The sequence below is a fragment of the Alsobacter sp. P4_H11 genome, assembly GCF_056400925.1.
In genome coordinates this window covers 287072-312555 of the sequence record NZ_JBFUKI010000004.1, presented here as the reverse complement: position 1 = coordinate 312555, position 25484 = coordinate 287072, and the positions used below count along the sequence as shown (strand labels likewise).

Here is a 25484-nt window from a genome sequence, read left to right as displayed (position 1 = left end):
CCGGCTCTTGATTGGATGAGGCGGACGTCAGGCCCGCCCCTCGTCGGCGATAGGTCAGTCGATGACCTGCACCACGCGGCGGGTGCTCGGGTCGACCAGCACGGTCCGGTCGTTCACGACCGAGTAGCGGTACTTGGTCTTCACGCCGACGGTCTCGGGCACCTCATAGAACTGCACCGAGGACGGCAGGGTCTCGCCGACCACGACCTTTTCCTGGACCCGTACGGACGGCCGGTGCTCACGCACCACGTATTCCTTGAACTTGGTCTCTTCCGGACCCGTCAGGCCGCCCACGACAGCGCCCGTCGCGCCGCCCACCACGGCCCCGACCGGGCCGCCCACAACCGCGCCGCCCACGGCGCCCGCCGTCGCGCCCGCAGCGGCGCCACCAGAAGACTGCGCCTGCGCGGCCATCGGCATCGCGATAGCTGTAGCCAGCGCGGCGGCGGCAAGAAGCGATTTCTTCATGACCATTCTCCGTTGCTCCGCCCCCGCGCAAACAACGAGATGACCGTCGGGCGGTTCCAGAAATCGTCATCGATGGATTGATAATGTGGTTTATGAATACGTGTTCATGACAAACATGAATAAGCATTCATCCACAACCCGAAACCCGATGCTTTCCGCCTGCTTCAATGAAAAAATCAAGCGCGATTGGAAACTTGTTGTGTGACACTGGGATGCCAAAACGAAACGGCCGGAGCATGCAGCCCCGGCCGTCTGGTCACACGCTTGAAAAGAGGCGCGCTATTTGATCGTAGCAGCCGCCTTCTTGGCGAAGCGGTCGTCGAACGTCGTCGCGAGGTCCACCTTGGCGTCCTTCAGCTCGGCGTCGAACTGCTTCAGCATGTCGAGCGTGCTCTTCATGCCGCTCTCGGACACGATGCCGGTCTGCGAGTAGGTCGGCTTGGAGTTCTTCACCGCGAGTTCGTAGAGCTCCTTGTCGCCCAGCAGGTACTCCTCCGGCACCGCGGCGGCGATCTCGGCCGGCGAGGACTTGTTGATCCACACCAGCGCCTTGTAGAGGCCGTTGGTGAGCGCCTGGACGGTGTTGGGGTTCTTGTCGATGAAGTCCTTCTTCACATAGAGCACCGCCGCCGGGTTGGAGCCGCCGAACAGCGCCTTGGTGCCTTCCTCCGTGCGGGTGTCGACCACGATCTTGATGTCGCCCGAGCGCTCCAGCATGGAGAGCACCGGCTCCAGGTGCGAGATCGCGTCGAGCTGCCCGTTGCGGATGGACGCCACCGCCGACTGGGCGCTGCCGACGCCGATGAAGGACGCGTCCTGCGGGGTGAGGCCTTCCTTGGCGAGCAGGAAGTTGACCAGCATGTTGGTGGAGGAGCCCGGCGCGGTGACGCCGATCTTCATGCCCTTGAGGTCCTTCGGCGACTTGTAGGCGTCCGCCTTGGCCTTCGCGATCCCCACCGCGATGCCCGGGAAGCGACCGAGCTCCAGCACGGCGCGGATGTCCTGGCCCTTCGCCTGCATGCGGATCGTGTGCTCATACGCGCCCGTCACCACGTCCAGCGAGCCGCCCACGAGTCCCTGCAGCGACTTCGCGCCGCCGGCGAAGTCCGAGATCTCGACGTCGAGCCCCTGCTCCTTGAAGAAGCCCTTCCGCTCCGCGATGGTGAGCGGCAGGTAGTAGAGCAGCGCCTTGCCGCCCACGCCGAGCTTGATGTCCTTCTTCTCGGGCGCCTGCGCGAAGGCGGCGCTCCCGGCCAGCAGCAGCGCCGCAGCCGCCGTGGCGATCAGCTTGAACGGACTCATGTTTTCACTCCCTGATCCGGTTCTTGTGAACCTTCATCTCGTTATAGTTGAACGTGAACTCAGGCATGGCTCGCAGGTTGCGGACGCCACACCAGCAGCCGGTTCTCGATCAGCGTCACCAGCCAGTCGATGAACAGCACGAAGGCGGCCAGGATCACCATGCCGGCGAAGACGCCGGTGACGTCGAACACGCCCTCGGCCTCGTGGATGAGGTAGCCGAGCCCGGCCGCCGAGCCGAGATACTCGCCAACCACCGCGCCCACCAGCGCAAACCCCACCGACGTGTGCAGCGACGAGAACATCCAGCTCAGCGCCGAGGGCCAATAAACGTGCCGGAACAGCTGGCGCTCGTTCATGCCCATCAGCCGCGCATTGGCGAGCACCACGGAGCTCACCTCCTTCACGCCCTGGTAGACGTTGAAGAACACGATGAAGAACACCAGCGTGACGCCGAGCGCCACCTTGCTCCAGATGCCGAGCCCCAGCCACAGCATGAAGATGGGCGCGAGAACCACGCGAGGCAGCGCGTTCGCCATCTTGACGTAGGGGTCGAACACCGCAGCCACGATCGGCTTGCGGGCGAACCAGAACCCGAACAGCACGCCGCCGACCGAGCCGATCAGAAACGCCAGCACGGTCTCGGTGAGCGTGATCGACAGGTGCTTCCAGATCTGCCCGCCCGCGAACAGCTTCCAGATGCGCGCGATCACGTCGCCCGGCGTCGAGAAGAAGAACTTCGGCAGCAGGTAGGTCCCGCCGATCGGCACGGTCGAGCCGACATGCCAGATCAGCAGCGCCACGGCGGCGACCAGCGCCTGCAGGGCGAAGAGCTTGGTGCGCGATATGCCGATCACGTCGCCGCTCCATACGCCTTTGTGACTTCGTCGCGCAGCTCGCTCCAGATCGCCCGGTGCAGCGCGTGGAAGCGCGGGTCGAGCCGCACCTCGGCCACGTCGCGCGGGCGCGGCAGATCGATGGCGTGGTCGCCGATGATGCGCGCCTTCGGGCCGCAGGACATGATCACGACGCGATCGGCCAGCGCGATCGCCTCCTCGAGATCATGCGTGACGAACAGCACCGCCTTGCGGTCGGTCGCCCAGAGCTCCAACAGCAGCGTGCCCATGATCTGCCGGGTCTGGGCGTCGAGCGGCCCGAAAGGCTCGTCCATCAGCAGGATCTTGGGATCGCGGATCAGCACCTGCGCGAGCCCGACGCGCTTGCGCTGGCCGCCCGAGAGCTGGTGCGGGTAGCGGTCCGCGAAGGCTGACAGGCCGACCCGGCCGAGCCACGCCTTGGCCTGCTTGCGCGCCTCGACGGCCGGGGTCCCGCCGACCTCGATCGCGATCGCGACGTTCTCCAGCGCGGTCTTCCAGGGCATGAGGGCGTCCTGTTGAAACAGGTACCCGGCCTTGCCGTTCAGCCCAGACAGCGGCTCGCCGAAGATCGCCACCGCGCCGCTGGCCGGTTTCAGCAGACCGGCGGCGGCATTCAGCAATGTCGACTTTCCGCACCCGGTCGGCCCCACAATCGCGACGAACTCGCTTTCGGCGACCCGCAGATTGGTGGGCGCGACGGCTTCGTAGAGCGGCTGGGCTCCGCCGCCATACGCGATCGACACGCCGTCCAGCGCCACGGCCGGCGGCTTGGCTCCTGGCGCATCGCGTTCGATGACGCGCAACACCACCATCCCGACGCTCTCCCGTTTTCCCGACCGGCCATGCGGCCTGTTTTCGGCCGTCACGGTAGTCAGCGGCGGGATCGAGGGCAAGAACAACGGGCCGCCGGTTCAGCCGAGAAGGCGAGCGCTGCGCCAGCCGCAGAGCTTGGCGCCCACGAGCGCGACGCCACAATCAATGTGAGCTTGAGCGCAGCTTTGCTTGCAAAAAGTCAAATTTGAGTCACGGTGTCGCGGCTTCCTATGCATGGCTCAACAACGAGCCGCCGCCAGTCGCCGCCGCCCGGCCGGCCCGGTGGATACAACTTCGCCGGGCCCCAGGACCGGACCCAATCATGTCCATCTCTCGCCTTCTCGCCGCTTCCGCTGTCCTCGGTCTCCTGGCCGGTCCCGCCCTGGCGCAGACCGCGCCCGCCACGGCTCCGACCGTGATCCCGCCCGCCACAACCGTGCCCGCAAAGCCGGCCGTCCCCGCGAAGCCGGCGACGCCTGCGGCGACCGTGCCGGCCAAGCCGGTCGTGGCCGCTCCGGCCGCGCCTTCGGCTGCAGCTCCGGCGAAGCCCGCCATGGCGGCTCCGGCCGCTCCCGCGGCGACGCCTGCAGTCGCGGCGACGCCTGCGGTCGCGACCCCGGCCAAGCCGGCAGTGGCAGCTCCCGCTCCGGCCGCCGCCGTCACGGGCGCCAAGGTCAACCTGAACACCGCCACGGTCGAGCAGCTCGACAAGCTGCCGCAGATCGGCCCGGCTCGCGCCAAGGCCATCGTCGAGGCTCGCGCCAAGGGCAAGTTCAAGGATTGGGCCGACTTCCAGGCCCGCAACGTGATCCCGTCCAACGCCGAGGCGGCGATCAAGGACCTCGCTATCGCGCAGTAAGCAGCGCAGTTCTCACGAGAAAGCCCCGGCGGATCGCTCCGCCGGGGCTTTTTTTTCACAATTGGCCTGCGTTCCCGGCCAAGCCGCCTGAACCCGCCCGGCCTAAGAGTCTGGCCGACTACTCGCTCCACGCCCCTCATCATGAGGAGCCATGCGACTTCGCATGGCGTCTCGAAGGACGAGGGGTTCCAGAAGGCTGAGTCGTCCAAGCTGGTCTGCCTCGTCCTTCGAGACGCAGGCCGAAAAACGGCCTGCTCCTCAGGATGAGGGCATCGAGGGTGTTCGAACGACTTTCCGGCGAGGCTCTAAGGGCCGCGAGCGCCTTAGTTCTTCGACTTGTCGACCAGCGCCTTGGCCTTGATCCAGGGCATCATGTCGCGCAGCTTGCCGCCGACTTCCTCGATCTGGTGGGCGGCGTTCTTGGCGCGCACGGCCTTGAACGAGGTCTGGTTGACCTTGTTCTCGAGCATCCAGTCGCGCGTGAACTTGCCGGTCTGGATGTCGTTCAGGACGCGCTTCATCTCGGCCTTGGTCTCCGAGGTGATGATGCGCGGGCCGGTCACGTACTCGCCGTACTCGGCGGTGTTCGAGATCGAGTAGTTCATGTTGGCGATGCCGCCCTCGTAGATGAGGTCGACGATCAGCTTCACCTCGTGCAGGCACTCGAAATAGGCCATCTCGGGGGCGTAGCCCGCCTCGACCAGCGTCTCGAAGCCGGCGCGGATCAGCTCCACGAGGCCGCCGCAGAGCACGACCTGCTCGCCGAAGAGGTCCGTCTCGCACTCTTCCTTGAAGGTGGTCTCGATCACGCCGGCGCGGCCGCCGCCGTTGGCCGAAGCGTAGGAGAGGCCGAGGTCATGCGCGTTGCCGGACGCGTCCTGGTGGATCGCGATCAGGGTCGGCACGCCGCCGCCGCGCTGGTACTCGGAGCGCACCGTGTGGCCGGGGCCCTTCGGGGCCACCATCAGCACGTCGAGGTCCTTGCGGGGCTCGATGAGGTTGAAATGCACGTTGAGGCCGTGCGCGAACATCAGGGCCGCGCCCTGCTTCATGTTCGGGGCGAGCTCGTCGCGGTAGATGTCGGCCTGCAGCTCGTCCGGAGTGAGCATCATCACCACGTCGGCCCACTTGGCGGCTTCCACCACGGTCATGACCTTGAGGCCTTCGCCCTCGGCCTTCTTGACCGTCGGCGAGCCGGCGCGCAGCGCCACCGCGATGTTCTTCACGCCGCTGTCGCGCAGGTTCAGCGCATGGGCGTGGCCCTGCGAGCCGTAGCCCACGATGGCGACGTTCTTGCCCTTGATCAGGTTGATGTCCGCGTCGCGGTCGTAATAAACGCGCATGGTCTGGTCCTCTCCTGGGCTCCCGCCCCCGGCGGTTCGGCCCTCGTGCTTCTGGTTCCGTCCGGCCGGGTGGTGGAAGGAAGGTCCGGCCGGTGCTTTACTGGTCAGGGGCCCGTGAAACAAGCCCCAAGGCCAAGGTTGGCTGCGCGGAACAGCCATGCCGCCGCGCAATGATGTTTCCGCCGCGCTCTACGTTCCGGCGCTTTCCTGCCCGCGAGCCGCATTTCAGGACACAAACATGCCCAAGCCCGCCGCCGCGTCATCGATCCTGGAGTTCTGGCGCGAGGCCGGCCGGGAACGCTGGTTCGCCAAGGACGACGCCTTCGACGCGCAACTGCGCGAGCGGTTCGAACCGACCCGCCAGGCCGCCGCTGCAGGAAAGCTCGACGCCTGGGCGGAGACGCCGGAGGGCGCGCTCGCGCTCGTGCTGCTGCTGGACCAGCTGCCGCGGAACCTCTTCCGCGGATCCGCCGAGGCTTTCGCGACCGACGAGAAGGCCCGCCATGTCGCCTCCGCGGCCCTGGAGCGCGGCTTCGACCGGCAGGTCGACCCGGTGTTGCGACCCTTCTTCTTTCTCCCCTTCATGCATTCGGAGGACCTCGCCGAGCAGGACCTTTGCGTCCGCCTCTATGAAGCCGCCGGCGACGAGGACGGCGCCAAATGGGCGAAGATGCATCGCGACATCATCGCCCGTTTCGGCCGGTTCCCCCACCGCAACCCGGCGCTGGGGCGGGACACAACCGCCGAGGAGGCCGCGTTCCTGGCCGGCGACGGCTTCAAGGGCTAGCGCCAGGCCTGAGCCTCCGGACGATCAGGCCGGAAGCTCCAGCCCTTCCTTCTCGAACACCTTTCGCACGGCCGGCCGCGCCGTGACCCTGCGCACGAGCGCGGTCCAGTTCGGGTAGTCGGCCGCCATGTCGAAGCCCAGAGTCGGGCCGCGGCCCCACAACCAGAACACCGTCAGATAAAGGTCAGCCACCGAGAAGCTGTCGCCGGCCGCCCACTCGCGACCCTTGAGCCGCGCGTCGACCTGCGCCCAGACGTCCCGGCACGTGGCCCGGCCGGCTTCGACCACCTCCGCCTTGGCGGCGTCGGACGCCGCGTAGCGCTCCGGCCGGCGCACATGCGCGTAGGAGACGTGAACCGTGGAGGAGCACCAGGCCAGCCACTCGGCGCAACGCACGTCGTCGCGCACGTCCTTGGGCCACAGGCCGGCGGCCGGATGGGTCAGCGCGACATAGCGCAGGATGGCCGGAACCTCGGTGAGCACCCAGTCGCCATCCGCCAGCGCGGGCACGCGCGCCTTGGGGTTGATCGCCAGGTAGGCCGGCGAACGCTGCTCGGCCTCGGCGAAGTTGATCCGCACGGCCTCGTAGTCCGCGCCGGCTTCCTCCAGCGCCATGTGGGCCGCGAGCGAGCAGGCGGCCGGCGAGAAGTAGAGCTTCAACGTCATGGCGTTTCCTTGGGTCTGTTGTTCGTTGTTTCAGAGCGCCTCGGCGCCGCGCGCCATGGCGGCAATGCCCGTGCGCGACACCTCCACGAGGCCCACCACCGCCATCACGCGCAGGAAGCGCTCGATCTCTTCGGTCGCGCCCGTGATCTCGAACACGAAGGAGGTCAGCGTGGCGTCCACCGTGCGCGCCCCGAAGGCGCTGGCGAGCCGCATGGCCTCGACCCGGCTCTCGCCCGAGCCGACCACCTTCACGAGCGCCAGCTCGCGCTCGATCGCCTCGCCCTGGATGGTGAGGTCCACCACGCGGTGCACCGGCACGAGCCGGTCGAGCTGCGCCTTGATCTGCTCGATCACCGGCCCGGTGCCGGTCGTCACGATGGTGATGCGCGAGACATGCGCCTCGTGCTCGGTTTCCGAGACGGTGAGGCTCTCGATGTTGTAGCCGCGGCCCGAGAACAGGCCCGAGATGCGGGCGAGAACGCCGGGCTCGTTGTCGACGAGCACCGACAGGGTGTGGCGCGCCGGCGGCTGGGTCTTCGGCGCGTCGGAATAGTGGGATTTCATCGGCATGTTCATCGTCGCCCCGCTTCGCTGTTCTGCTTGTTCTCAGCCCCTGAACGGCCCGACCTGCGGCTCGTCCACCTCGTCATGCGCGACGATCCAGGGCTCGGCCATGCCGGCCGCCTGCCACTCCACAAAGGCCGGGTGGTCCATCACGGCGTCCATGTAGGCGCGCGTATCCGCGTCCACCGGGATCGAATAGCCCTGCAGGCGCGTCACCACGGGCGCGAACATGGCGTCCGCCGCCGTGAACGCGCCGAACAGGAACGGCCCGCCTGCCTTCGCGCCGAAGCGCTCGCGCGCCTGCCGCCAGAGATGCGTGACGCGCGCCACGTCCTGCGCGACTTCCGCGCCGCGGTCCCGGGCGGCGTAGCGCTTGCGCAGGTTCATCGGGCAGGCCGCGCGAAGCGCCCGGAACCCCGCATGCATCTCCGACGCGATCGTGCGCGCGTACGCCCGAGCGGCGATGTCCGCCGGCCAGACCGCCTTCTCGGGGAAGCGGTCGGCCAGATACTCCATGATGGCCAGCGTCTCCCACACGGTGACGTCGCCATCCACGAGGATCGGCACCGTCCGCCCCGCCCCGTAAGCCTCCACGCGCGGCCTGAACTCCGGCGTGTCGAGCGGGATAAGATCCTCCTCGAACGGGACGCCGAGCGCCCGCAGCAGGATCCAGGGACGCAGCGACCAGGACGAATAGGCCTTGTTGCCGATGGCGAGCTTCATGGGGCGGGCTCCTGACGTCTAGTGACGGGCTCGCGCCCGCCCGGAAACTAAACCAACTCGCGCCCGCGCGCGTCGATGATGTCGCCGGTCTTGCCCTCGAAGTCAGGCAGGATCATCTCGTTATGCGCCTTGCCGGACGGGATCATCGGGAAGCAGTTCTCTTCCTTGGCGACGATGCAGTCGAAGATCACGGCCTTGGGGCTGTCGATCATCTCCATGATGGCGCGGTCGAGGTCGGCCGGGTCCGAGCAGCGGATGCCGTGGCCGCCATAGGCCTCGGCGAGCTTCACGAAGTCCGGCAGCGCCTGCGAGTAGCTCTCCGAGTAGCGCCCGCCATGCAGCAGCTCCTGCCACTGGCGCACCATGCCCATGTACTCATTGTTGAGGATGAAGATCTTCACCGGCAGCCGGTACTGCAGCGCGGTGGACATCTCCTGCATGTTCATCAGGATCGAGGCTTCGCCGGCGATGTCGATCACGAGTGCGCCCGGATGCGCCATCTGGGTGCCCACCGCCGCCGGCAGGCCATACCCCATGGTGCCGAGGCCGCCGGAGGTCATCCAGCGGTTCGGCTCCTCGAAGCGGTAATACTGCGCCGCCCACATCTGGTGCTGGCCGACTTCGGTGGTGATGTAGGTGTCGCGATCCTTGGTCAGCTCGTAGAGCCGCTGCACGGCGTATTGCGGCTTGATGACCTTGGCGTCGTTGCGGTAGCCGAGGCAGTTGCGCGCGCGCCAGCCCTCGATCCGCTTCCACCACTCGCCCAGCGCCGTCTTGTCGACCTGCGGGGCGCGGCTGCGCCACAGGCGGACCATGTCCTCCAGCACGTGCCCGCAATCGCCGATGATGCCGATGTCGACGCGCACGTTCTTGTTGATCGACGAGGGGTCGATATCGACGTGGATCTTCTTCGACTTCGGCGAGAACGCGTCCAGCCGGCCCGTGATGCGGTCGTCGAAGCGCGCGCCGATGCAGATCATGACGTCGCAGTCATGCATCGCGAGGTTCGCCTCGTAGGTGCCGTGCATGCCCAGCATGCCGAGCCACTGCGGGTCGGCGGCCGGATAGGCGCCGAGGCCCATCAGCGTCGACGTGATCGGGTAGCCCGTCAGCCGCACCAGCTCGCGCAGCAGCGCCGAGGCCTCGGGGCCCGAATTGATGACGCCGCCGCCCGTGTAGAACACCGGGCGCTTGGCGGACGCGATCAGGTCCACGGCCGCCTGGATCTTGCCCATGTCGCCCTTGATCTGCGGGCGATAGGTCTTGTGCTGGTTCGACATGGGGCGGACATAGGTGCCCTTGGCGAACTGCACGTCCTTCGGGATGTCGACCACGACCGGCCCGGGCCGCCCGTTCGAGGCGACGTAGAACGCCTCATGCAGGATGCGCGGCAGGTCCTCGATCGAGCGGACGAGGTAGTTGTGCTTGGTGCAGTGGCGCGTGATGCCGACCGTGTCGCACTCCTGGAATGCGTCGGAGCCGATCAGGTGCGTCGGCACCTGGCCGGTGATGCAGACCAGCGGGATCGAATCCAGCAGCGCGTCGGTCAGGCCCGTCACCGCGTTGGTCGCGCCGGGCCCCGAGGTCACCAGCACGCAGCCGACCTTGCCGGACGAGCGCGCATAGCCCTCGGCCGCATGCACGGCGCCCTGCTCGTGCCGCACCAGCACGTGCTTCACCTTGTCCTGCTGGAAGATGGCGTCGTAGATCGGCAGCACCGCGCCGCCCGGGTAGCCGAAGAGGTGTTCGACGCCCTGGTCCTGCATCGCCTGGACGACCATTTCGGCGCCGGTCATCTGTCGGGTCATCGGTTCGCTCCCATCGGTTCAATCAGTGTTCGTTCGAGGTGAGGCAGACATTCGGGCAACAAAAAAGGCCCCGTTAGGGACCTCGGACACGGCGCCATCGTCGGGAGAGCGGTCTTATGACCGTCCCGTCTCTGGCGCCACGGTTACAATAAGAATGTTGCGCACGCGCGCGTCCCTCGATTGCAAAACGTGCGGGACCGTAGTCGCCCGCGGAGACGCCGTCAAGCGCGGGCGATGATCGCATAGGCGAGTTTCTGCTCCGCCTGGCGCGGCAGGTCCGGCCGCGCGCGCTCGATGTCCTGGAACAGCTGGGTGATCCCGTGCATGCGCGTCGGCACGATGATCCGCCCGGCCGCGCCGGCCGAAATCACGCAGAACTCGCCCATGAACCGGCACGTCTGGATGTCCGCGAAGCGGATCGTTCGGCGACCGAAGAACCCCGTGAAGGCAATCTCGTCCCGGCTCCAATCGAAGGAGCAGTATTTGATGTGGTAGACCACTAAACTGAAAACGAGGATCGTGCCCAAGATCATCCCGATCCCGGCGCTTAGGATCATGACGCCGGACAGTTCCCCCCACATGAGCGCTCCTGCCGATTGAAGAGCGACGGCAAGCCCGAGGCCTGATCCAATGATGACCAGCGTCCACGGATAGGCAGACATGGGCCGGAGAACGAAACGGCCATCGGCGAGCGCTTCGGAACCTGTGTCGACGAACCGGCCTTGGAACATCGCCTCCACGGGAACACCCTGGCCTTCAGCATCGGCCAACAGTTCACTCCAGCCGATGGGAGCCGAGCGAACCCTGAATTCCAGCCCGTTGTGAAGAGTGATCCGTCCGTCGTTGATGCTCCGAACGGCCGGCCACGGCGTGAAACATTCCGACCTGAACGGCGCGGCGCGCCAAAATCCCTCGGAATTCCAACTGAACCGGTAAGCCGCCGCATAGGCGAGACCAAGCGCAACTAATAACTCCAGCAGAACGTCAGAAAGCCCCCGGTCATGCCAGTCGGGCGCCAAGTGTTGGCCCAGCGCAAGCCTGATGGTGGTCGTGTACGCTCCGACAACCGCTAAGCTGAGACAAACTGCAATGGCCCCGCCTATGCTGAAACTGACGCGGAGTCGCTTACGACCGTTTTTCTGGTCGGCCCAGCCCAGGCGCTGCAAGACCAGATCAGGTCCGCAAAACACCAACATCGCAAAGACCAGATTTGCCGTGCTGTACCCCAGCAAGGGCGCGACAGCGATGAAAACGCCTGTCGCAATCACCAGCAACCGCGCCAACCAGATCAGCATTCACGCCTCCTGGCTGTAGAATCGTCTCATCTTACTTATTGCACCACGCACCCTGGGTTGCATCGCGGCGCAGCGTTAATGCGCCGCCACCGGCGCGCCTTCCACGAAGCTCCAGCTCGCCAGCACGGCCCGCTCGGCTTCGGCCGGGTCCAGCCAGAGCCAGCCTTCGCCCTGGTGGCGGAACCAGGTGAACTGCCGCTTGGCGTAGTGGCGGGTGTCAGCCTTGGCGCGCTGGATGGCTTCCGGCAGGGACATTTCGCCGGCGAGCGCTTTCATGAGCCAGGGCGCGCCATGGGCCCGCATCGCGGGCAGCGCCGGATCGAGCCGGCGGGCCGCCAGCGCCTTCACCTCTTCGAGCGCGCCCAGGCTCACCATGGCGTCGAAGCGGGCGTCGATTCGCCGGTAGAGCTCGTCTCGCTCGGGAGCCAGGAACACCCGCAGGCAGGCGTCCGGCTCCAGCAGGGCGCCCGCACGGGCGCCGTGGAAGCGCACCAGCGGCTGCCTGGTCGCCTGGAACACCTCCAGCGCCCGGATGATCCGCTGGCGGTCGCTCGGCCGCAGCCCCGCGGCCGTCTCGGGGTCTCGATGCGCGAGTTCCTCGTGCAATTGCTCGGTCGGCACGTCCTGCGTGGCGGTGCGCACCGCCACGCGGATGTCCTCCGGCACCGTCGGAATGTCGGAGAGACCCTCGGTCAGCGCCTTGAAGTAGAGCCCCGTTCCTCCCGTCACGATCGGCAGCAGCCCTTCGGCCCTCGCCCGCGCCAGCTCGGCCTCAGCCGCCCGCAGCCATTTGCCGACCGACCACGCTTCGGCGGCGTCCACCGTTCCAAACAGCCGGTGCGGCGCGGTCGCCTCCTCGGCCGGGGTCGGCCGCGCGGTCAGGATGCGCAGATCGGCATAGACCTGCATCGAATCAGCGTTGATCACCACGCCGCCGAGCCGGCGCGCCAGCGCGATCGCGAGCGCGGACTTGCCGCTGGCGGTCGGTCCTGCGATGAGGATCGCCTGATAACCCTGCGCCACGGCGCCTTGCTCCTGCCCGGACCACCTCGGCCCATGATCGACCACGTCGCGACGCTCGTCTCGAGCCCCGAACGCCCCGCTCTTTCCGATGCGCTGCTGGCGCGCGTTGCGCAAGTCCTGCCGGACGCGGGTTCTCCGCACATGCTGAATCGGGGCGTGGCGGCCGACATCCCGTTCCGCACTCCGCCGGCGAGCGGCGACGCGCCGTATGACGCCCGAGCGCAAGCCGACCGCGTCCGCGCGGCGCTGGACGGCGCCCCGGTGGACGTGATCGTCCAGCCGGTCGCGACCCGCCGCAAGCGGCTGTTCCTCGCCGACATGGATTCCACCATGATCGGCCAGGAATGCATCGACGAGCTGGCGGATTTCGTCGGCCTCAAGGACCGCGTGTCGGAGATTACCGAGCGCGCCATGCGGGGCGAGATCGCGTTTGAACCCGCCTTGCGGGAGCGCGTCGCGCTGCTGGCCGGGCTGGATGCCGGGGTAGTGGACCGCATCATCGCCGAGCGCATCACGCTGACGCCGGGCGGCTCCGCCCTGGTCCGCACCATGCGGCGCGACGGCGGCTACGCTGCGCTGGTGTCGGGCGGCTTCACGCTGTTCACCGGGCCGATCGGGCGCAAGATCGGCTTTGACGAGGATCGCTCCAACGTGTTGATCACGGATGGAACGAAGCTCGCAGGCCGCGTCGCCGAGCCGATCCTCGGCAAGGAAGCCAAGCTCGCCACGCTGATCGAGCTGCGCAACCGCTTCGGCCTCGCGCACGCCGACACGCTCGCGGTGGGCGACGGCGCCAACGACCTCGCGATGCTCAATGAGGCCGGATTGGGAGTGGCGTTCCGGGCCAAACCCGCAGTGGCCGCCGCCGCCCACGCGCGCGTGGAACACGCCGACCTCACCGCGCTCTTGTACGCGCAAGGCTACCGGTTGGACGAATTCGCGGCCTGACGCTCCGCCGCAGGCAAGCCGCAACCAAAACCGCCCTCCCCTTCATCCCCGGCGGCCTGCGCAGCAGGCCGGGAAGGGGATCCAGGGGCCACGGGCGCGGCTGCTCTGGATCCCCTTCCCGGCGCTACGCGCCGCCGGGGATGACGGGACGATGTCCCAGCCGTTCAGCGCCTCGCCGTCATTGGGAGCCGGAGGCGAAGCAATCCAGTCTGATGGCCCGGCATCAGGCTGGATTGCTTCGCTGGCGCTCGCAATGACGGCGAGGGTGGCATCCACGACAAACACCTCGCCGTCATCCCCGGCGGCCTGCGCAGCAGGCCGGGAAGCGGATCCAGGGGCCATGGGCGCGGCTGCTCTGGATCCCCTTCCCGGCGCTACGCACCGCCGGGGATGACGGGAGGATGGCTCTGCCGTTCAGCGCCTCGCCGTCATTGCTTGCCTGGCGCTCGCAATGACGGCGAGGATGTCTCAACCGTTCGACGCCTTTTCCCTTCGCCCCGGGCGCGCTTTGCGCGCCAAAACGGGGAGAAGGTGGCGCGAAGCGCCGGATGAGGGGAGCGGCTGGACCACCCCCACCCCAGCCCTCTCCCGGTGCCGGGGAGAGGGGGCCGATCGCGTCTCGTTAGTCCAGCCCCACCGCGACGAAGCGCACTTCGCCCTGGGCGTTGGCGACAAGCAGCAGCGCGGACTTCTTGCCGTCCTTCTTGAGCGCGTCGATGCGGCGCGTCATGGCGTCAGGCGTGGTCACCGGCTCCTGCTGCACCTCGACGATCACGTCGCCGGGCTGGATGCGCTTGTCGGCGGCCGGCGAGTTCGGGTCGACCCGGCTCACCACCACGCCGCGCACCGTCTCCTTGATGGAGTAGCGCTTGCGCAGCTCGTCCGTCACGGGCGACAGCTCGAGGCCGAGCGCACGCTTCACCACCGGCTTGTCGGCTTCGGGAGCGCTGTTGTTGTTGCTGGCCAGCCGGGTTTTCTCGCCGTCCTCGAGGCGGCCGAGCTTCACCGTCTTGGTTTCTTCCTTGCCCTTGCGGACGATCTGGACCGCCACTTCCTTGCCCACCGGGGTCTGCCCGACGATGCGCGGCAGGTCCTTGGATTCCTTCACGTCGACGCCGTCGAACTTGACGATCACGTCGCCAGCCTCGATGCCGGCCGGCTTCGCCGGGCCCTTGTCGTCGATGCCGGCCACCAGCGCGCCGCGCGGCGAGCCGAGGCCCAGGCTCTCCGCGATGGCGTCATCCACGTTCTGGATGCGCACGCCGAGCCAGCCGCGGCGGGTCTCGCCGAACTGCACGAGCTGGTCGATCACCGGCTTGGCCATGTTCGACGGCACCGAGAAGCCGATGCCGATCGAGCCGCCCGACGGCGACAGGATGGCGGTGTTGATGCCGATCACGTCGCCGTCCATGTTGAACAGCGGGCCGCCCGAGTTGCCCTTGTTGATGGCCGCGTCGGTCTGGATGTAGTGGCCGTAGCTCTGGTCCGAGATGTCGCGGTTGCGCGCCGACACGATGCCGGCCGACACGGAGCCGCCGAGGCCGAACGGGTTGCCGATCGCGATCACCCAGTCGCCGATGCGCGACTTGTCGCTGTCGCCGAACTTCACCGCCTTGAGCGGCTTGTCGGACTTCACACGCAGCACCGCGAGGTCGACCTTTGCGTCCTTGCCGACCACCTCGGCCTTGAGCTTGCGGCCGTCCGTGAAGATCACCGTCACGTCATTGGCGTCGCCGATCACGTGGTTGTTGGTGATCACGAGCCCGGAAGCGTCGATCACAAAGCCGGATCCCAGCGAATTGGAGCGGCGCTGCGGCCGCGGCGTCCCCGGCCCCTGCTCGCCGTTGGGCCCACGCTGGTTGAAGAAGTCGTCGAAGAACTCCTGGAAGGGCGAGCCCGGCGGCAGCTGCGGCGTCGGCACCGAGCGCTGCTCCGTGACCGTGGTCGCGGCCGAGATGTTGACCACCGCGTCCGTCACCTGCTCGGCGAGGTCCGCGAAGGACTCGGGCGCGCCGCGTGCGAACGCAACGGAGGGCGCCGCGACCGCGCCGGCCCCTATGGCCGTCGCCGCGACAGCCGCGATCGCCGTGCGACGCAGGGTGATCAGGAAAGGCTTGGCCATGGGCATCCTCTGTCGTGTTCGGGTGTTCGGACCGGCGCGGGTTCGCGGCCGGCCCGGGAAACTCTGCCACCCACCGTTGCCATCAATTTAGGGCAGAATGCGGACGCGGACGAGAGGCTGCGCGCCAACTGTCTGCTTCGTGACCCAGGGGATGCGTACCACCGAGGTGCGCAGCCCTTCTCCCCCCGGGAGAAGGTGTCAGCGAAGCTGACGGATGAGGGACTGAACCGTGCAAGCCCAGCCGCTAGACCCTCATCCGGTCCTTCGGACCACCTTCTCCCGAGGGGAGAAGGCGCCCGGTCACCCCAAGCCTCAGGGCTTCGGCTCGCCCGGCGCGGGCGGGGCCGCGGTCGAGACGCCCGGCGCGGGCGCGGGGGCCAGCGTGGCGGGCAGACGCTGCTGGTCCTTCTTGGCGACGGGATCGCCGAAGTACCGGAAGAAGTCCGAGTCCGGCGACAGCACCATCCGGGTGTCTCCCGACCGCATCGACGCCTCGTAGGCCTGCATCGACCGATAGAAGGAGAAGAAGTCCGGATCGCGATTGAAGGCGTCGGCCAGCAACCGGTTCTTCTCGGCCTCGCCGTTACCGCGCAGCTCGTCGGCGCGGCGCGTCGCGTCGGCGCGCAGCACCACCACGTCGCGGTCGGCCTTGGCCTTGATGGTCTGCGACATCTGCGAGCCGTTGGCGCGGATGTCCGCCGCCTCGCGCTGGCGCTCCGTCTGCATGCGCTGGAACACCGCCTGGCTGTTCTGCTCGGGCAGGTCGGCGCGCCGCAGGCGCACGTCGACGATCTCGATGCCAAGCCCGTTGGCCTGGCGGTTCACGTCGTCGCGGATCTTGTGCATCAGCGTCTGGCGATCCGTGCGCACCACGCCCGTGAAGCTCGCATCGGCGAGCACGGAGCGCACCGTCGAGTTCACGATGGATGTCAGCCGCGCGCTGGCGCCGCTCACGGTGCCGACGCTCTGGTAGAAGCGCAGCGCGTCGATGACGCGGTAGCGCGTGAAGGCGTCCACCACGAGGCGCTTCTGGTCGGACGCGATGACCTCCTGCGAGGGCAGCTCGAGATCCAGGATGCGCTTGTCGAGGTCGACCACGACGTCGATGAACGGGGCCTTGACGTAGAGGCCCGGCTCCGTGATCGGCGGCCGGGCGACCTTGCCGAAGCGGAACACGAGCGCCTGCGAGGTCTGCCGGACCACGAAGGTGGAGCTGTAGAGCAGCACCGCGGCGAGCAGCGCCACGATGATGGCGACGAGGCGGGTGGTCGAGTTCATTTCTGCGCTCCCTGCGTCGGACGGCGCTGGAGCTCGTTCAGCGGCAGATAGGGCACCACGCCCTGGCCGTTGCCGTTCTTGGTGTCGATGATGATCTTGTCGGAGGCGCCGAACACGCGCTCCATGGTTTCCAGATACATCCGCTCACGCGTCACGTCGGGCGCCTTGCGGTATTCCTCGTAGACCTGCTTGAAGCGGCTCGCCGAACCATTCGCCTCCGCGATGATGCGCTCGCGATAGGCCTCGGCCTCCTGGACGATGCGGGCGGCCTCGCCTCGCGCTTCGGGCACCACCTTGCTGGCGTAGGTCTCGGCCTCGTTGCGGGCGCGGTCCTGGTCCTGCCGGGCGGCCTGGACGTCGCGGAACGCGTCGATGACCTGCTGCGGCGGGTCGACCTTCTGCAGCTGCACGAGGCGGATCTCGACGCCGGCCTTGTAGGAATTCAGCACGTCCTGCATCAGCTGGCGCACCTCGTTCTCGATCGCGCCGCGATCGGTGGTGAGGATCTGCTGGATGTTGCGGCGGCCCACCACCTCGCGCATCGAGGCTTCGGCCACGGCCTTCACAGAGGCCTCCGGCGCCTGGATGTTGAACACGTAGTCGGCCGCGCGGGCCGGGTTGATCTGCCACTGCACGGCGAAGTCGATGTCGACGATGTTCTCGTCGCCGGTGAGCATCAGGCTCTCTTCGCTGACGTCGCGGAAGCCGACGCTCCGGCGCGCGCCCTCGGCGCTGCGATAGCCGACCTCGGTGGTGTTCACGGTCGTGACGGCGCGCTTCTCGACGCTGCCGATCGGCGACGGGAAATTGTAGTTGAGGCCCGGCTGGGTCGTGCCCGTGTAGCGGCCGAACACCATGTTGAGGCCGACTTCCTCGGGTCGCACGGTGTAGAAGCCGGTCGCCAGCCACAGCAGCACCGCGCCGAGCGCGATCGCGGCCGCGCCCTTGGCGCCCATGCCGCCGCCGCCCGGCATCACCTGCCGGAGCTTGTCCTGACTGCGCCGAAGGAGCTCTTCGAGATCAGGCGGAGCGCCGTTGCCACCGCCGCCGCCTTGCGGGCCCGTTCCCCACGGTCCCTGCTTGCGCGGCCCCCAGGGTCCTCCCCCGCCGCTCTGATTGCTCCACGGCATCCAGCTGTCCTTCTTCCGCTCTGGCTGGTTATCGCTCGCGAGCCCGAGGGCGCGCGGCGTGTTTATGGCACGGAAGTGGGGTCTCGTCTGCGCTTCGTCAACGGAGGCTCGGCCGGATGGTTGACGATCCGGCGCAAAAGCCGCGGTCAGGCTTAACCGCCCGGCTGCGCGCGGATGCGCGCGTAGTCCACGAACGAGAACGCGAACTCGTCGTCCGGCCCGGCCGGATGATCCTCGCGCGAGAGTTGCCGGAAATCCGCGGCGCTCACGGCCGGAAACACCGCGTCGCCCTCCGGGCTCGCCCGCACGACGGTGAGGCGGATCGCATCCACGAGATCCATGGTTTCGGCGTAGACCTGCGCGCCGCCCGCGATCACGACGCTGTCGGCCCCCAGCCGTGCGCCGATCTCCTGCCCCAGCCGCAGCGCCTCGTCGAGCCCATGCGCCACATGGACGCCATCGGCCGCAAACGCCGGGTCGCGCGTCAGCACGATGGTCTCGCGCCCCGGCAGCGGCTTGCCGATCGACAGGAAGGTCTTGCGCCCCATGATCAGCGGCCGCCCGATCGTCAGCGCGCGAAAGCGCCGCAGGTCGGACTTCAGCCGCCAGATCAGGCCGTTGTCGCGGCCGATCACGCCGTTCTCGGCGGCCGCCACCACGCTGACGAGCGGGAGCGCCACCTTCAGCGCGCCTGGTCGGCAAGGCGCCACAGCGCTTCGCCGGTGACACGACACTTGAGCCAGTCGTCCAGCGTCTCGGCCCCCTGCGCCGTGTAGAACGCGATGGACGGCTCGTTCCAGTCCAGCACCTGCCATTCCAGCCGCGCCAGGTTCTCGGCCACGCAGCGCTTGGCCAGGTTGGCGAGCAACGCTTTGCCAAGGCCGTGGCCGCGCGCGTCCGGCCGCACGAACAGGTCTTCCAGGTAGATGCCGTGCCGGCCCCGGAAGGTGGAGAAATTGTAGAACCACAGCGCGAAGCCGACCGGCTGACCGGCCCATTCGGCGATGTCGCAGAACACGCGCGGCTCGCCGCCGAACAGCGCCTCCTCGATCATCTCTGGCGTGGCGTCGATCTCGTGCGCCAGGCGCTCATATTCGCCGAGCTCGCGGATGAGCTGCATCACGAGCGGGGCGTCGCCGCGAAGGGCGGGGCGGATATGCGGGTTCATGAAAGGTCCGGAATTCAGACCGCCACCGGCGCGCGGATCGCGGGGTGCGGCTCATAGCCCTCGATGATCACGTCTTCATACGCGAAATCGAACAGGCTCTTCACGTCGGGGTTCAGGATCAGCCGGGGCAGCGGCCGCGGCGTGCGCGAAAGCTGCAGCTTCGCCTGCTCCATGTGGTTGGAATAAAGGTGCGCGTCGCCGAAGGAATGCACGAATTCGCCCGGCTTCAGCCCGGTCACGTGCGCCACCATGGCGGTCAACAGCGCATAGCTGGCGATGTTGAACGGCACGCCGAGGAAAATGTCGGCCGAGCGCTGGTAGAGCTGGCAGGAGAGCCGCCCCTCCGCGACATAGAACTGGAACAGGCAGTGGCACGGCGCCAGCGCCATCTTGTCGAGGTCGGCCGGGTTCCAGGCCGACACCACCAGCCGGCGCGAATCGGGATTGCGGCGGATCTCGTCCAGCACCCAGCGGATCTGGTCCACCGTGCCGCCGCCGGGCTTCTCCCAGCTGCGCCACTGCTTGCCGTAGACCGGCCCGAGTTCGCCCTCGTCGTCGGCCCACTCGTCCCAGATGCTCACGCCGTTGGCCTGGAGGTAGGACACGTTGGTGTCCCCGGCCAGAAACCAAAGAAGCTCGTGCACGATGGATTTCAGGTGCAGCTTCTTGGTCGTCACCATCGGGAAGCCGTCGGCTAGGTCGAAGCGCATCTGGTGGCCGAACACGCTGAGCGTGCCCGTTCCGGTGCGGTCCGCCTTGCGGACGCCCTCGGTCATCACCCGGCGGAGGAGGTCGTGATAGGCTTGCATTGCAGAATCCTCTTGGCCGGACCTTATGCCATTGCGGCCCGCCGGCCATCACCGGCGCGCTCATCTTCACAACTTTTCCGATATTCCGCTTGGAGTATGCGCCGCCCAGGCGCCGGCCAGGACGGTTTTCGCCCCCCGCCCCTTCCGTTCGCGAAGCCGAGGCCCTATATTCACCTCCGTCGCCCGCAAGGGCGTCTATAGCGATAAACGGTCATCAGAATAAGCCTTACGGACCCGGGGGCGGTACCCGGCGCCTCCACCAGAACCCAGTCTCGGCTCTCCGGAGCTGGGCTCCGGCGGGGGCGAAACAGGATCGACGTGGGTGTAAAAGGTGCTCTTTCGCTCGGCATGGTACCGCCGTTATCGGGCTAAACTTATAGTTGCCAACGACAACTATGCTCAGGTTGCGGTGGCCGCGTAAGCGGTTTCTGAAACCTAAACAAAGCCCTTGCGGGTAGCACCGTAAGGCGGGGCTCGGAGGCGCCTGGCAACAGAAGCCTCCACTTTCCTTTTTCTCCGCTCCGGTTCGGGAATGCCGCAGGACCTCATCCGCTACGACCTTCTGGTGCAGGACGCGCTCAAGGGCGTTGTCCGCAAGGTCCTCGCCGACGCCGCCACGGTGGGCCTGCCGGGCGAACACCATTTCTACATCTCGTTCCGCACGGGCGACCCGGGCGTGCGCATCTCCAGCAGGCTTCGCGAGAAGTACCCGGAGGAGATGACGATCGTGCTGCAGCACCAGTTCTGGGACCTGTCGCAGACCGAGCACGCCTTCGAGGTCGGGCTGTCTTTCTCGGGCATCCCCGAGCGCCTGCTGATCCCGTTCGACGCCCTGACGGGCTTCTTTGATCCGTCCGTGCAGTTCGGCCTCAAATTTGAGCTGTCCGGCGCCGAAAGCGCCGACAACGACGAAGCCGAGCCCGACGAGGACGCCGCCCCGACGCCGATCGCCTCGGCGCCGGCCGCCCTGCCCCTGCGCAAGGTGGAAGCGAGCGAGCCCGCGGCCGACAAGGGCGAGGACGCCGACGCGGACGACAAGTCCGGCGCGCAGGTCGTCAGCCTCGACGCGTTCCGCAAGAAGACCTGATCCGGCGGCGGCTGGGCATGGCCGAGATCATCAACCTGCGGCGCGCCCGCAAAACCAAGGCGCGCGCCCAGGCCGACGCCAAGGCGGATGAAAACCGCGCCCGCTTCGGCCGGCCCAAGGCCGAGCGCACCCTCACCGCGAAAATCGACGACCTCGCCGCCAAGCGCCTCGAAGGACATCGCCTCGAAGGCGGTCAGCCTGAAGGTCCCCGGGGCGAGCCCGACCGCGCCCCCGACGACAAGCAATGAGCGCGCCCCACTCGCGCGTGGTGAAGCGCTCCGTGCTGCTCTCCGGCCATCGCACCAGCGTGTCGATCGAGGAGCCCTTCTGGGACGCCCTGAAGGAGATCGCGCAGGCGCGCGACACGAGCCTCAACGGCCTGATCGCCGCCATCGACGCCGCGCGCAACGGCGAGAACCTGTCCTCCGCGATCCGGATCGCGGTTCTCGCGCATTACCGCCGTCAGGGCGCCGACGGCTGAACAGGCTCCGAGAAGGCCGGCTTGCCGGGGCTTTGCGGGACGCGAAGGTCGGGAGCGGCCTGGCCCATGATGCGGGCCGCCTCGGCCGCTCCTGAGTCGTCCTTGGTCGCCGGAGCCGTCTCACGCGCCGCCTGGGCCCGCGCGGCCCGTTCGGCCTCCACGCGCTGCCGTTCGGCGTCGAGACGCACGGCTTCGGTTCGCGCGGCTTCGATCCTTGCGGCTTCGATTCTCGCGGCTTCGATTCTTGCGGCCTCCCTGCGGGCCGCTTCCGCGGCGGCGTCGCGCGCCGCCTGTTCGCGCTCGGCTTGGTCGCGCGCCGCCTGCTCGCGGAGCGCCTGCTCCTCGCGCGCCTTTCGCTCGGCCGCCCGCTGCTCCTCGAGGCGCTTGGTTTCAGCCGCGATCCGGGCTTCCTCGGCCTTGCGGGCCTCTTCTACAATCCGCGCCTCCTCGGCGGCCCGGGCGGCCTCTGCTTCCTGGCGCTCGCGCTCCAGCCGGTCACGCTCGGCCTTGAGGCGGCGCACGAAGAAGGAGCGTTCGCGCAGGTCTGCTTCGGCGGCCTCGACCTTTTCGAGTTCGCGCGCCACCGCGTGGGTGGTCAGCGTGTTGGTCAGCAGGGACACGTCGAGCTCGCGCTCGGCTGGCCCGGTCCGTGTCTTGCGCCAGGACAGCCCCGCCTGCGGCGCGGGGCCGGACCAACCCGGCGGCGGTTCCGCCGACAGCGCGGCACGGCCGTCAAACCGGGCGGTGCGCAGATCGAAGGTCGCGGAGCCTTGCGCCGCCGTGGCGCCCTGGATCGACGCCGGCCCCAGCCGGGCCACCCCATTGCTCAGCGTAACCGGCAGATCGAGCTGGGCGACCTGAAGTCCCGTGCGGTCCAGCGCCGTCCGCAACGCCGCCGCGACCTTCTGGACATCCCCGACCTCGCTTTGCGCGTCGAGCGACGCCGCCACGGCGGGCAAGGCCGCCGGGTCGAACCGCGGGATGATGAGCGACCGGATCCGTGTGCGCCCCCCGCCCGAGAGCGCGGCCACGAGCGCGGACGGCGTTTCGCCCGCCGCGGCGCCGTCGATCTCGCCGTCCATAGACCCGGCCATCCCGGCGTCGGGCAGCAAGGCCGGCAGCGAGACGCCCGCAAGGCTGAACTTGCCGGACGCGTTGGCGAGGCCGCCCTGGCGGCGCACCTGGAAACCGCCCCCGACCGACCCGCCCATGAAGGCGGCCTGCGCCTGCGACACCTCCAGAAGGTCGGGCGTCCAGCGCAGCGCGAAGCGCGCGTCGTTCGCCGTCCACCCCTGGCCGAGGTCGAGCGCCTTCGTCGAGATGGCGAGTTGCGTCGCGAAGGGCGGCGGCAACACCGGCCCGAAGCGGCTCGACGACCAGAGAGCGCCCGCGATGGGCGGTTGGCTCTGCCCCAGCGAAAGGCCCGCGACTCCCGCCAGAGCGAGGCGCTCGAACGCCAGCGCGCCGTCAAGCGTGGCTTTTTCCAGATCGAGCGCGAGCTTGCCGCTGAAAGGCTGCCCGCCATACTGGCCGCTCAGGTCCGACAGCGCCCACTTGGCTTCGGCGATCGTCACGCTGGCCTTCGCCTGCAGCGGCGCGCGGCTCAGGCTGTCTGGTCCCGGCAGGGCGAGTAGCTGCATCAGCGGCGCCGCATCGGCCGCGCTCAGCGTGAACACGCCCGCCACGTCGGGGTCGGCCGTGGTCTGGCCGATCCGCCCTTCGCCGGCGAGCGTCGAGCCTGCCGCCGAGCCGGACAGCCTCAACGTCGCCCCGCCGCCAAAGCGGCCGTCGACGTCCACGGCGAGGCGGCCGGGACCGAAGCCCGACAATGGCAGCACCTCGAAACCAAGCTGACGCAGGAACGGCGCGCTCTCGGTCGCATCCAGCTTGAAATTCATCGTCACCCGGTCGGCCGATTGGCCGCCCCCGAGCGTCGCCGCGCCGGCCAGCCGCGACCCGGCCGCCGTTCCGTCCAGGTTGATCTCGGTCGCCCCCGCCGCGCCGGCCGCGCGCGTGGCCGAGATCTTCAGCTTCAGCGGGCTGAGCGCGGCCGCCCGTGTGGCGAGCAGCCCCGGGAAGCGGCCCGGCGCGACCTTTTTCAGCAGCTCGGCCAGCGGCTCCACGCGGCGCGCATCCACGGTCGCGTCCAGCCGCCCGCCCTTCTCGCCGACCTGACCGGACGCCGTCACGGACGCGCCGCCCACGTCGGCGATGTCGAGCATGTCGATGGAAACGCCCTCGGCCCCAACCGAGAGCTTCACGCTGAGCCGCCCCGCGCCAACCGTTGGCCCGCGCGCCTGCCCGACACGAACATTGCGGGCGTTGAGAGTGATCGCGACGTCGACACCCTGCGCGGCGGCCGCCAGCGTGGACACGTCCGGAGCCTGTTCGATCGCGAGGCCGTCCGAGGTCAACTGGGCCTCGAAGCGTCCCCGCGTGGTTGCCTCCGGCGGCGTGAAGCGCACCGTTCCCTGCAGCGTCGAGCGTTCCACCCGCAGCTTCAGCCCGCGCGCCGCCATCACGGCGGAGGAGAGCGAAACGTCCGCCTCGGCCGCCATGTCCTTGGCGTCGCCGAGCCGGTTCGACCGCCCGGAACGCTCGGCCTCGGCCCAGCCCAGCATCCGGGAGGCGTCCTTGGACGTGACGCGGATGTGGCCGTCGAGGCGGCCGCCTTGCCCGAACCCTGCCTGGCCGGCGAGTTGCAGGTCGCTCGAACCCGGCAGCGTGGCCTGGAACTGCTCGATCGTGAGCCCGGGCCCGCCCAGCGCCAAAGACGCCCGGGCGCCGCTCACCACGTCGCCGCCCACGAGAAGCGAGCCGACCTTCACGCCCACGGCGACCCGCAGCGGTGGGCTCGCGCCCGCATCGTCCATCCCGAACGCGTTGATCCAGGCGCCGAGAACCTCGGCCGGCGCGGGCGCGGTGCGCCCTTGCAGGGTGAACGGCTTGTCGAGATCGATCTGCTTGGCTTCCAGCGTCAACGCGAGGCGCGGCTCGCCCTGCAGGTCGAGCTGGCCCGAGCCGCTGAGCTTCACCGGGATTTCGTCGCCGCCGGCCTCGATCTCGGCCTGGCTCAGGTCGCCCGTGCGATTGCGCAGGCGCAGATTGGCACCCAGCGTCCAAGGCCGGAGCGCGAAGCCGTCCTTGTCGGGCCAGCGCAGGCGTCCGCCCGCCAGAAGGCGACCGTCGAACGCCGCGACGCCCGCGGCGTCGAACTGGATCCGGCCGTCCGCCTCGCCGCGCTGGTGCCCGTTGATGGCCTGCAGCACGAGCTTGACGCGCGTCCCCTGCTCTTCGGGCGCGCCCGTCGCGAGACGCAGGTCCACCGGGTTGTCGCCGATACGGGCGCGCAGATTGGCCCGCCACGGCCCCAGCAGCGACTGCGCGTCCGCCTCGCCGTCGATGTCCTCAAGCGCCGAGACCCGGCCCGAAGCGGCGTCGCGCACCTGCACGGTTCCGTCGCGCAGCACGAGCCGCTCGATAGCGGCGGCGCGCAGGCCGTCGCTCGCCTGCGCCATGGCGTTCTGGCCCTGGATGGCGCCCTCCGGCGTCACGGTCGCTTCCAGCAGCGGCCGGTCCAGCGTCGCCTCCACCACCCGGATGTCGCCGCGCAGCAGCGGCATCACGGAGATCTCGGCGAGCACCCGGTCGGCCGACAAGGTCAGCCCGCGACCCGCCTGCCCCACCGACACGGTCTGCAGGTCGAGATGCGGCGAAGGCAGCAGCCGGACCTCGATCGGCCCCGCCACCGTGACAGGCAGGCCGAAGGCTTGCGTAAGCCGTTCCTCGATCCGCGGACGCTGCGCCGTCCAGTCGACGAAATACGGTCCGACCAGCGCCGTCGCGAGGGCGACGATCACCAGGATGGCCAGGCCGGTCAGAAGATCACGCAAGAAAAAGGGTCTCGGCTCTTGGGTTTCGAAGCTAGCCCACCT

Annotated in this window: 24 protein-coding genes and 1 other RNA gene; 7 read left to right on the top strand and 18 right to left on the bottom strand. The window is 68.5% G+C overall.

The window, feature by feature from the left end:
* Positions 1-54 precede the first annotated feature (54 nt).
* The 4 genes from AC1DSZ_RS09190 to AC1DSZ_RS09175 form a co-directional block, all read right to left on the bottom strand.
* Positions 55-468, bottom strand: a complete 414-nt coding sequence (locus tag AC1DSZ_RS09190; RefSeq protein WP_476838068.1) for a DUF1236 domain-containing protein — start codon at positions 466-468, stop codon at positions 55-57.
* A gap of 279 nt (positions 469-747) precedes the next feature.
* Positions 748-1770 (bottom strand): ABC transporter substrate-binding protein, encoded by a 1023-nt coding sequence (locus AC1DSZ_RS09185; protein WP_476838067.1) that lies wholly within the window; start codon positions 1768-1770, stop codon positions 748-750.
* 59 nt (positions 1771-1829) lie between these two features.
* A complete protein-coding gene (locus AC1DSZ_RS09180; protein ID WP_188519724.1) occupies positions 1830-2615 on the bottom strand; it encodes an ABC transporter permease in 786 nt (261 codons plus the stop codon).
* A 5-nt stretch (positions 2616-2620) separates the two neighbouring features.
* Entirely contained in the window at positions 2621-3457 is an 837-nt protein-coding gene (locus tag AC1DSZ_RS09175; RefSeq protein ID WP_476838066.1) for an ABC transporter ATP-binding protein, read from the bottom strand.
* Between the two features lie 323 nt (positions 3458-3780).
* Between AC1DSZ_RS09175 and AC1DSZ_RS09170 the strand changes: the two genes are divergently transcribed.
* Entirely contained in the window at positions 3781-4317 is a 537-nt protein-coding gene (locus tag AC1DSZ_RS09170) for a ComEA family DNA-binding protein (RefSeq protein ID WP_476838065.1), read from the top strand.
* Positions 4318-4640: 323 nt separating this feature from the next.
* On the opposite strand, the gene ilvC is transcribed toward AC1DSZ_RS09170, so the two are convergent.
* Positions 4641-5660, bottom strand: a complete 1020-nt coding sequence (gene ilvC, locus AC1DSZ_RS09165; RefSeq protein WP_188519042.1) for a ketol-acid reductoisomerase — start codon at positions 5658-5660, stop codon at positions 4641-4643.
* 238 nt (positions 5661-5898) lie between these two features.
* Between ilvC and AC1DSZ_RS09160 the strand changes: the two genes are divergently transcribed.
* Positions 5899-6447 carry a DUF924 family protein gene (locus AC1DSZ_RS09160; protein ID WP_476838064.1) on the top strand — a complete coding sequence of 183 codons (549 nt, stop codon included), beginning with the start codon at positions 5899-5901 and terminating at the stop codon, positions 6445-6447.
* Between the two features lie 24 nt (positions 6448-6471).
* On the opposite strand, the gene AC1DSZ_RS09155 is transcribed toward AC1DSZ_RS09160, so the two are convergent.
* From AC1DSZ_RS09155 to miaA, 6 genes are all read right to left on the bottom strand, one after another.
* Positions 6472-7113 carry a glutathione S-transferase family protein gene (locus AC1DSZ_RS09155; RefSeq protein ID WP_476838063.1) on the bottom strand — a complete coding sequence of 214 codons (642 nt, stop codon included), beginning with the start codon at positions 7111-7113 and terminating at the stop codon, positions 6472-6474.
* Between the two features lie 30 nt (positions 7114-7143).
* Positions 7144-7683, bottom strand: coding sequence for an acetolactate synthase small subunit (gene ilvN / locus AC1DSZ_RS09150; RefSeq protein ID WP_371875801.1), 540 nt, complete (start codon positions 7681-7683; stop codon positions 7144-7146).
* A 36-nt stretch (positions 7684-7719) separates the two neighbouring features.
* A complete protein-coding gene (locus AC1DSZ_RS09145; RefSeq protein WP_476838062.1) occupies positions 7720-8400 on the bottom strand; it encodes a glutathione S-transferase family protein in 681 nt (226 codons plus the stop codon).
* A 47-nt stretch (positions 8401-8447) separates the two neighbouring features.
* Entirely contained in the window at positions 8448-10208 is a 1761-nt protein-coding gene (locus AC1DSZ_RS09140) for an acetolactate synthase 3 large subunit (protein ID WP_476838061.1), read from the bottom strand.
* Between the two features lie 221 nt (positions 10209-10429).
* Positions 10430-11503 carry a hypothetical protein gene (locus AC1DSZ_RS09135; protein ID WP_476838060.1) on the bottom strand — a complete coding sequence of 358 codons (1074 nt, stop codon included), beginning with the start codon at positions 11501-11503 and terminating at the stop codon, positions 10430-10432.
* A gap of 75 nt (positions 11504-11578) precedes the next feature.
* Positions 11579-12526 carry a tRNA (adenosine(37)-N6)-dimethylallyltransferase MiaA gene (miaA, locus tag AC1DSZ_RS09130; RefSeq protein WP_476838059.1) on the bottom strand — a complete coding sequence of 316 codons (948 nt, stop codon included), beginning with the start codon at positions 12524-12526 and terminating at the stop codon, positions 11579-11581.
* A gap of 33 nt (positions 12527-12559) precedes the next feature.
* Here miaA and serB point away from each other — a divergent pair, with 33 nt between their 5' ends.
* A complete protein-coding gene (serB, locus tag AC1DSZ_RS09125; protein ID WP_476838058.1) occupies positions 12560-13474 on the top strand; it encodes a phosphoserine phosphatase SerB in 915 nt (304 codons plus the stop codon).
* A gap of 622 nt (positions 13475-14096) precedes the next feature.
* On the opposite strand, the gene AC1DSZ_RS09120 is transcribed toward serB, so the two are convergent.
* The 6 genes from AC1DSZ_RS09120 to AC1DSZ_RS09095 all read right to left on the bottom strand — a co-directional run bounded on the left by AC1DSZ_RS09120 (position 14097) and on the right by AC1DSZ_RS09095 (position 19981).
* Positions 14097-15596, bottom strand: coding sequence for a DegQ family serine endoprotease (locus AC1DSZ_RS09120; protein ID WP_476838057.1), 1500 nt, complete (start codon positions 15594-15596; stop codon positions 14097-14099).
* 312 nt (positions 15597-15908) lie between these two features.
* On the bottom strand, positions 15909-16874 hold the full coding sequence (gene hflC / locus AC1DSZ_RS09115; RefSeq protein ID WP_188519050.1) for a protease modulator HflC: 966 nt from the start codon (positions 16872-16874) through the stop codon (positions 15909-15911).
* Positions 16871-18004 (bottom strand): FtsH protease activity modulator HflK, encoded by a 1134-nt coding sequence (gene hflK, locus AC1DSZ_RS09110; RefSeq protein ID WP_476838056.1) that lies wholly within the window; start codon positions 18002-18004, stop codon positions 16871-16873. The genes hflC and hflK overlap by 4 nt, the downstream gene beginning before the upstream one ends.
* 152 nt (positions 18005-18156) lie before the next feature.
* Positions 18157-18684 (bottom strand): dihydrofolate reductase, encoded by a 528-nt coding sequence (locus AC1DSZ_RS09105; protein ID WP_476838055.1) that lies wholly within the window; start codon positions 18682-18684, stop codon positions 18157-18159.
* 2 nt (positions 18685-18686) lie between these two features.
* On the bottom strand, positions 18687-19172 hold the full coding sequence (locus AC1DSZ_RS09100) for an N-acetyltransferase family protein (RefSeq protein ID WP_476838054.1): 486 nt from the start codon (positions 19170-19172) through the stop codon (positions 18687-18689).
* A 14-nt stretch (positions 19173-19186) separates the two neighbouring features.
* Entirely contained in the window at positions 19187-19981 is a 795-nt protein-coding gene (locus AC1DSZ_RS09095) for a thymidylate synthase (RefSeq protein WP_476838053.1), read from the bottom strand.
* Between the two features lie 138 nt (positions 19982-20119).
* Between AC1DSZ_RS09095 and ssrA the strand changes: the two genes are divergently transcribed.
* From ssrA to AC1DSZ_RS09075, 4 genes are all read left to right on the top strand, one after another.
* Positions 20120-20486: a transfer-messenger RNA gene (gene ssrA / locus AC1DSZ_RS09090) on the top strand.
* A 27-nt stretch (positions 20487-20513) separates the two neighbouring features.
* Positions 20514-21068: an SspB family protein gene (locus AC1DSZ_RS09085; protein WP_188519055.1), complete on the top strand. Its 555-nt coding sequence runs from the start codon at positions 20514-20516 to the stop codon at positions 21066-21068.
* 17 nt (positions 21069-21085) lie between these two features.
* The gene (locus tag AC1DSZ_RS09080) at positions 21086-21316 is read left to right on the top strand and encodes a DUF4169 family protein (RefSeq protein WP_476838052.1); all 231 of its coding nucleotides are present in this window, start codon (positions 21086-21088) and stop codon (positions 21314-21316) included.
* Positions 21313-21549 (top strand): ribbon-helix-helix domain-containing protein, encoded by a 237-nt coding sequence (locus AC1DSZ_RS09075; protein WP_476838051.1) that lies wholly within the window; start codon positions 21313-21315, stop codon positions 21547-21549. The genes AC1DSZ_RS09080 and AC1DSZ_RS09075 overlap by 4 nt, the downstream gene beginning before the upstream one ends.
* Here AC1DSZ_RS09075 and AC1DSZ_RS09070 read toward each other — a convergent pair.
* Entirely contained in the window at positions 21531-25442 is a 3912-nt protein-coding gene (locus AC1DSZ_RS09070) for an AsmA family protein (RefSeq protein ID WP_476838050.1), read from the bottom strand. The genes AC1DSZ_RS09075 and AC1DSZ_RS09070 overlap by 19 nt on opposite strands.
* Positions 25443-25484: the final 42 nt, after the last annotated feature.

Coding starts and splice junctions, on each gene's coding strand:
- AC1DSZ_RS09190 (WP_476838068.1), bottom strand. CDS start 468: ATGAAGAAATCGCTTCTTGCCGCCGCCGCGCTGGCTACAGCTATCGCG.
- AC1DSZ_RS09185 (WP_476838067.1), bottom strand. CDS start 1,770: ATGAGTCCGTTCAAGCTGATCGCCACGGCGGCTGCGGCGCTGCTGCTG.
- AC1DSZ_RS09175 (WP_476838066.1), bottom strand. CDS start 3,457: ATGGTGGTGTTGCGCGTCATCGAACGCGATGCGCCAGGAGCCAAGCCG.
- AC1DSZ_RS09170 (WP_476838065.1), top strand. CDS start 3,781: ATGTCCATCTCTCGCCTTCTCGCCGCTTCCGCTGTCCTCGGTCTCCTG.
- ilvC (WP_188519042.1), bottom strand. CDS start 5,660: ATGCGCGTTTATTACGACCGCGACGCGGACATCAACCTGATCAAGGGC.
- AC1DSZ_RS09160 (WP_476838064.1), top strand. CDS start 5,899: ATGCCCAAGCCCGCCGCCGCGTCATCGATCCTGGAGTTCTGGCGCGAG.
- AC1DSZ_RS09155 (WP_476838063.1), bottom strand. CDS start 7,113: ATGACGTTGAAGCTCTACTTCTCGCCGGCCGCCTGCTCGCTCGCGGCC.
- ilvN (WP_371875801.1), bottom strand. CDS start 7,683: ATGCCGATGAAATCCCACTATTCCGACGCGCCGAAGACCCAGCCGCCG.
- AC1DSZ_RS09145 (WP_476838062.1), bottom strand. CDS start 8,400: ATGAAGCTCGCCATCGGCAACAAGGCCTATTCGTCCTGGTCGCTGCGT.
- AC1DSZ_RS09140 (WP_476838061.1), bottom strand. CDS start 10,208: ATGACCCGACAGATGACCGGCGCCGAAATGGTCGTCCAGGCGATGCAG.
- AC1DSZ_RS09135 (WP_476838060.1), bottom strand. CDS start 11,503: ATGCTGATCTGGTTGGCGCGGTTGCTGGTGATTGCGACAGGCGTTTTC.
- serB (WP_476838058.1), top strand. CDS start 12,560: ATGATCGACCACGTCGCGACGCTCGTCTCGAGCCCCGAACGCCCCGCT.
- AC1DSZ_RS09120 (WP_476838057.1), bottom strand. CDS start 15,596: ATGGCCAAGCCTTTCCTGATCACCCTGCGTCGCACGGCGATCGCGGCT.
- hflC (WP_188519050.1), bottom strand. CDS start 16,874: ATGAACTCGACCACCCGCCTCGTCGCCATCATCGTGGCGCTGCTCGCC.
- hflK (WP_476838056.1), bottom strand. CDS start 18,004: ATGCCGTGGAGCAATCAGAGCGGCGGGGGAGGACCCTGGGGGCCGCGC.
- AC1DSZ_RS09100 (WP_476838054.1), bottom strand. CDS start 19,172: ATGAACCCGCATATCCGCCCCGCCCTTCGCGGCGACGCCCCGCTCGTG.
- AC1DSZ_RS09095 (WP_476838053.1), bottom strand. CDS start 19,981: ATGCAAGCCTATCACGACCTCCTCCGCCGGGTGATGACCGAGGGCGTC.
- AC1DSZ_RS09085 (WP_188519055.1), top strand. CDS start 20,514: ATGCCGCAGGACCTCATCCGCTACGACCTTCTGGTGCAGGACGCGCTC.
- AC1DSZ_RS09080 (WP_476838052.1), top strand. CDS start 21,086: ATGGCCGAGATCATCAACCTGCGGCGCGCCCGCAAAACCAAGGCGCGC.
- AC1DSZ_RS09075 (WP_476838051.1), top strand. CDS start 21,313: ATGAGCGCGCCCCACTCGCGCGTGGTGAAGCGCTCCGTGCTGCTCTCC.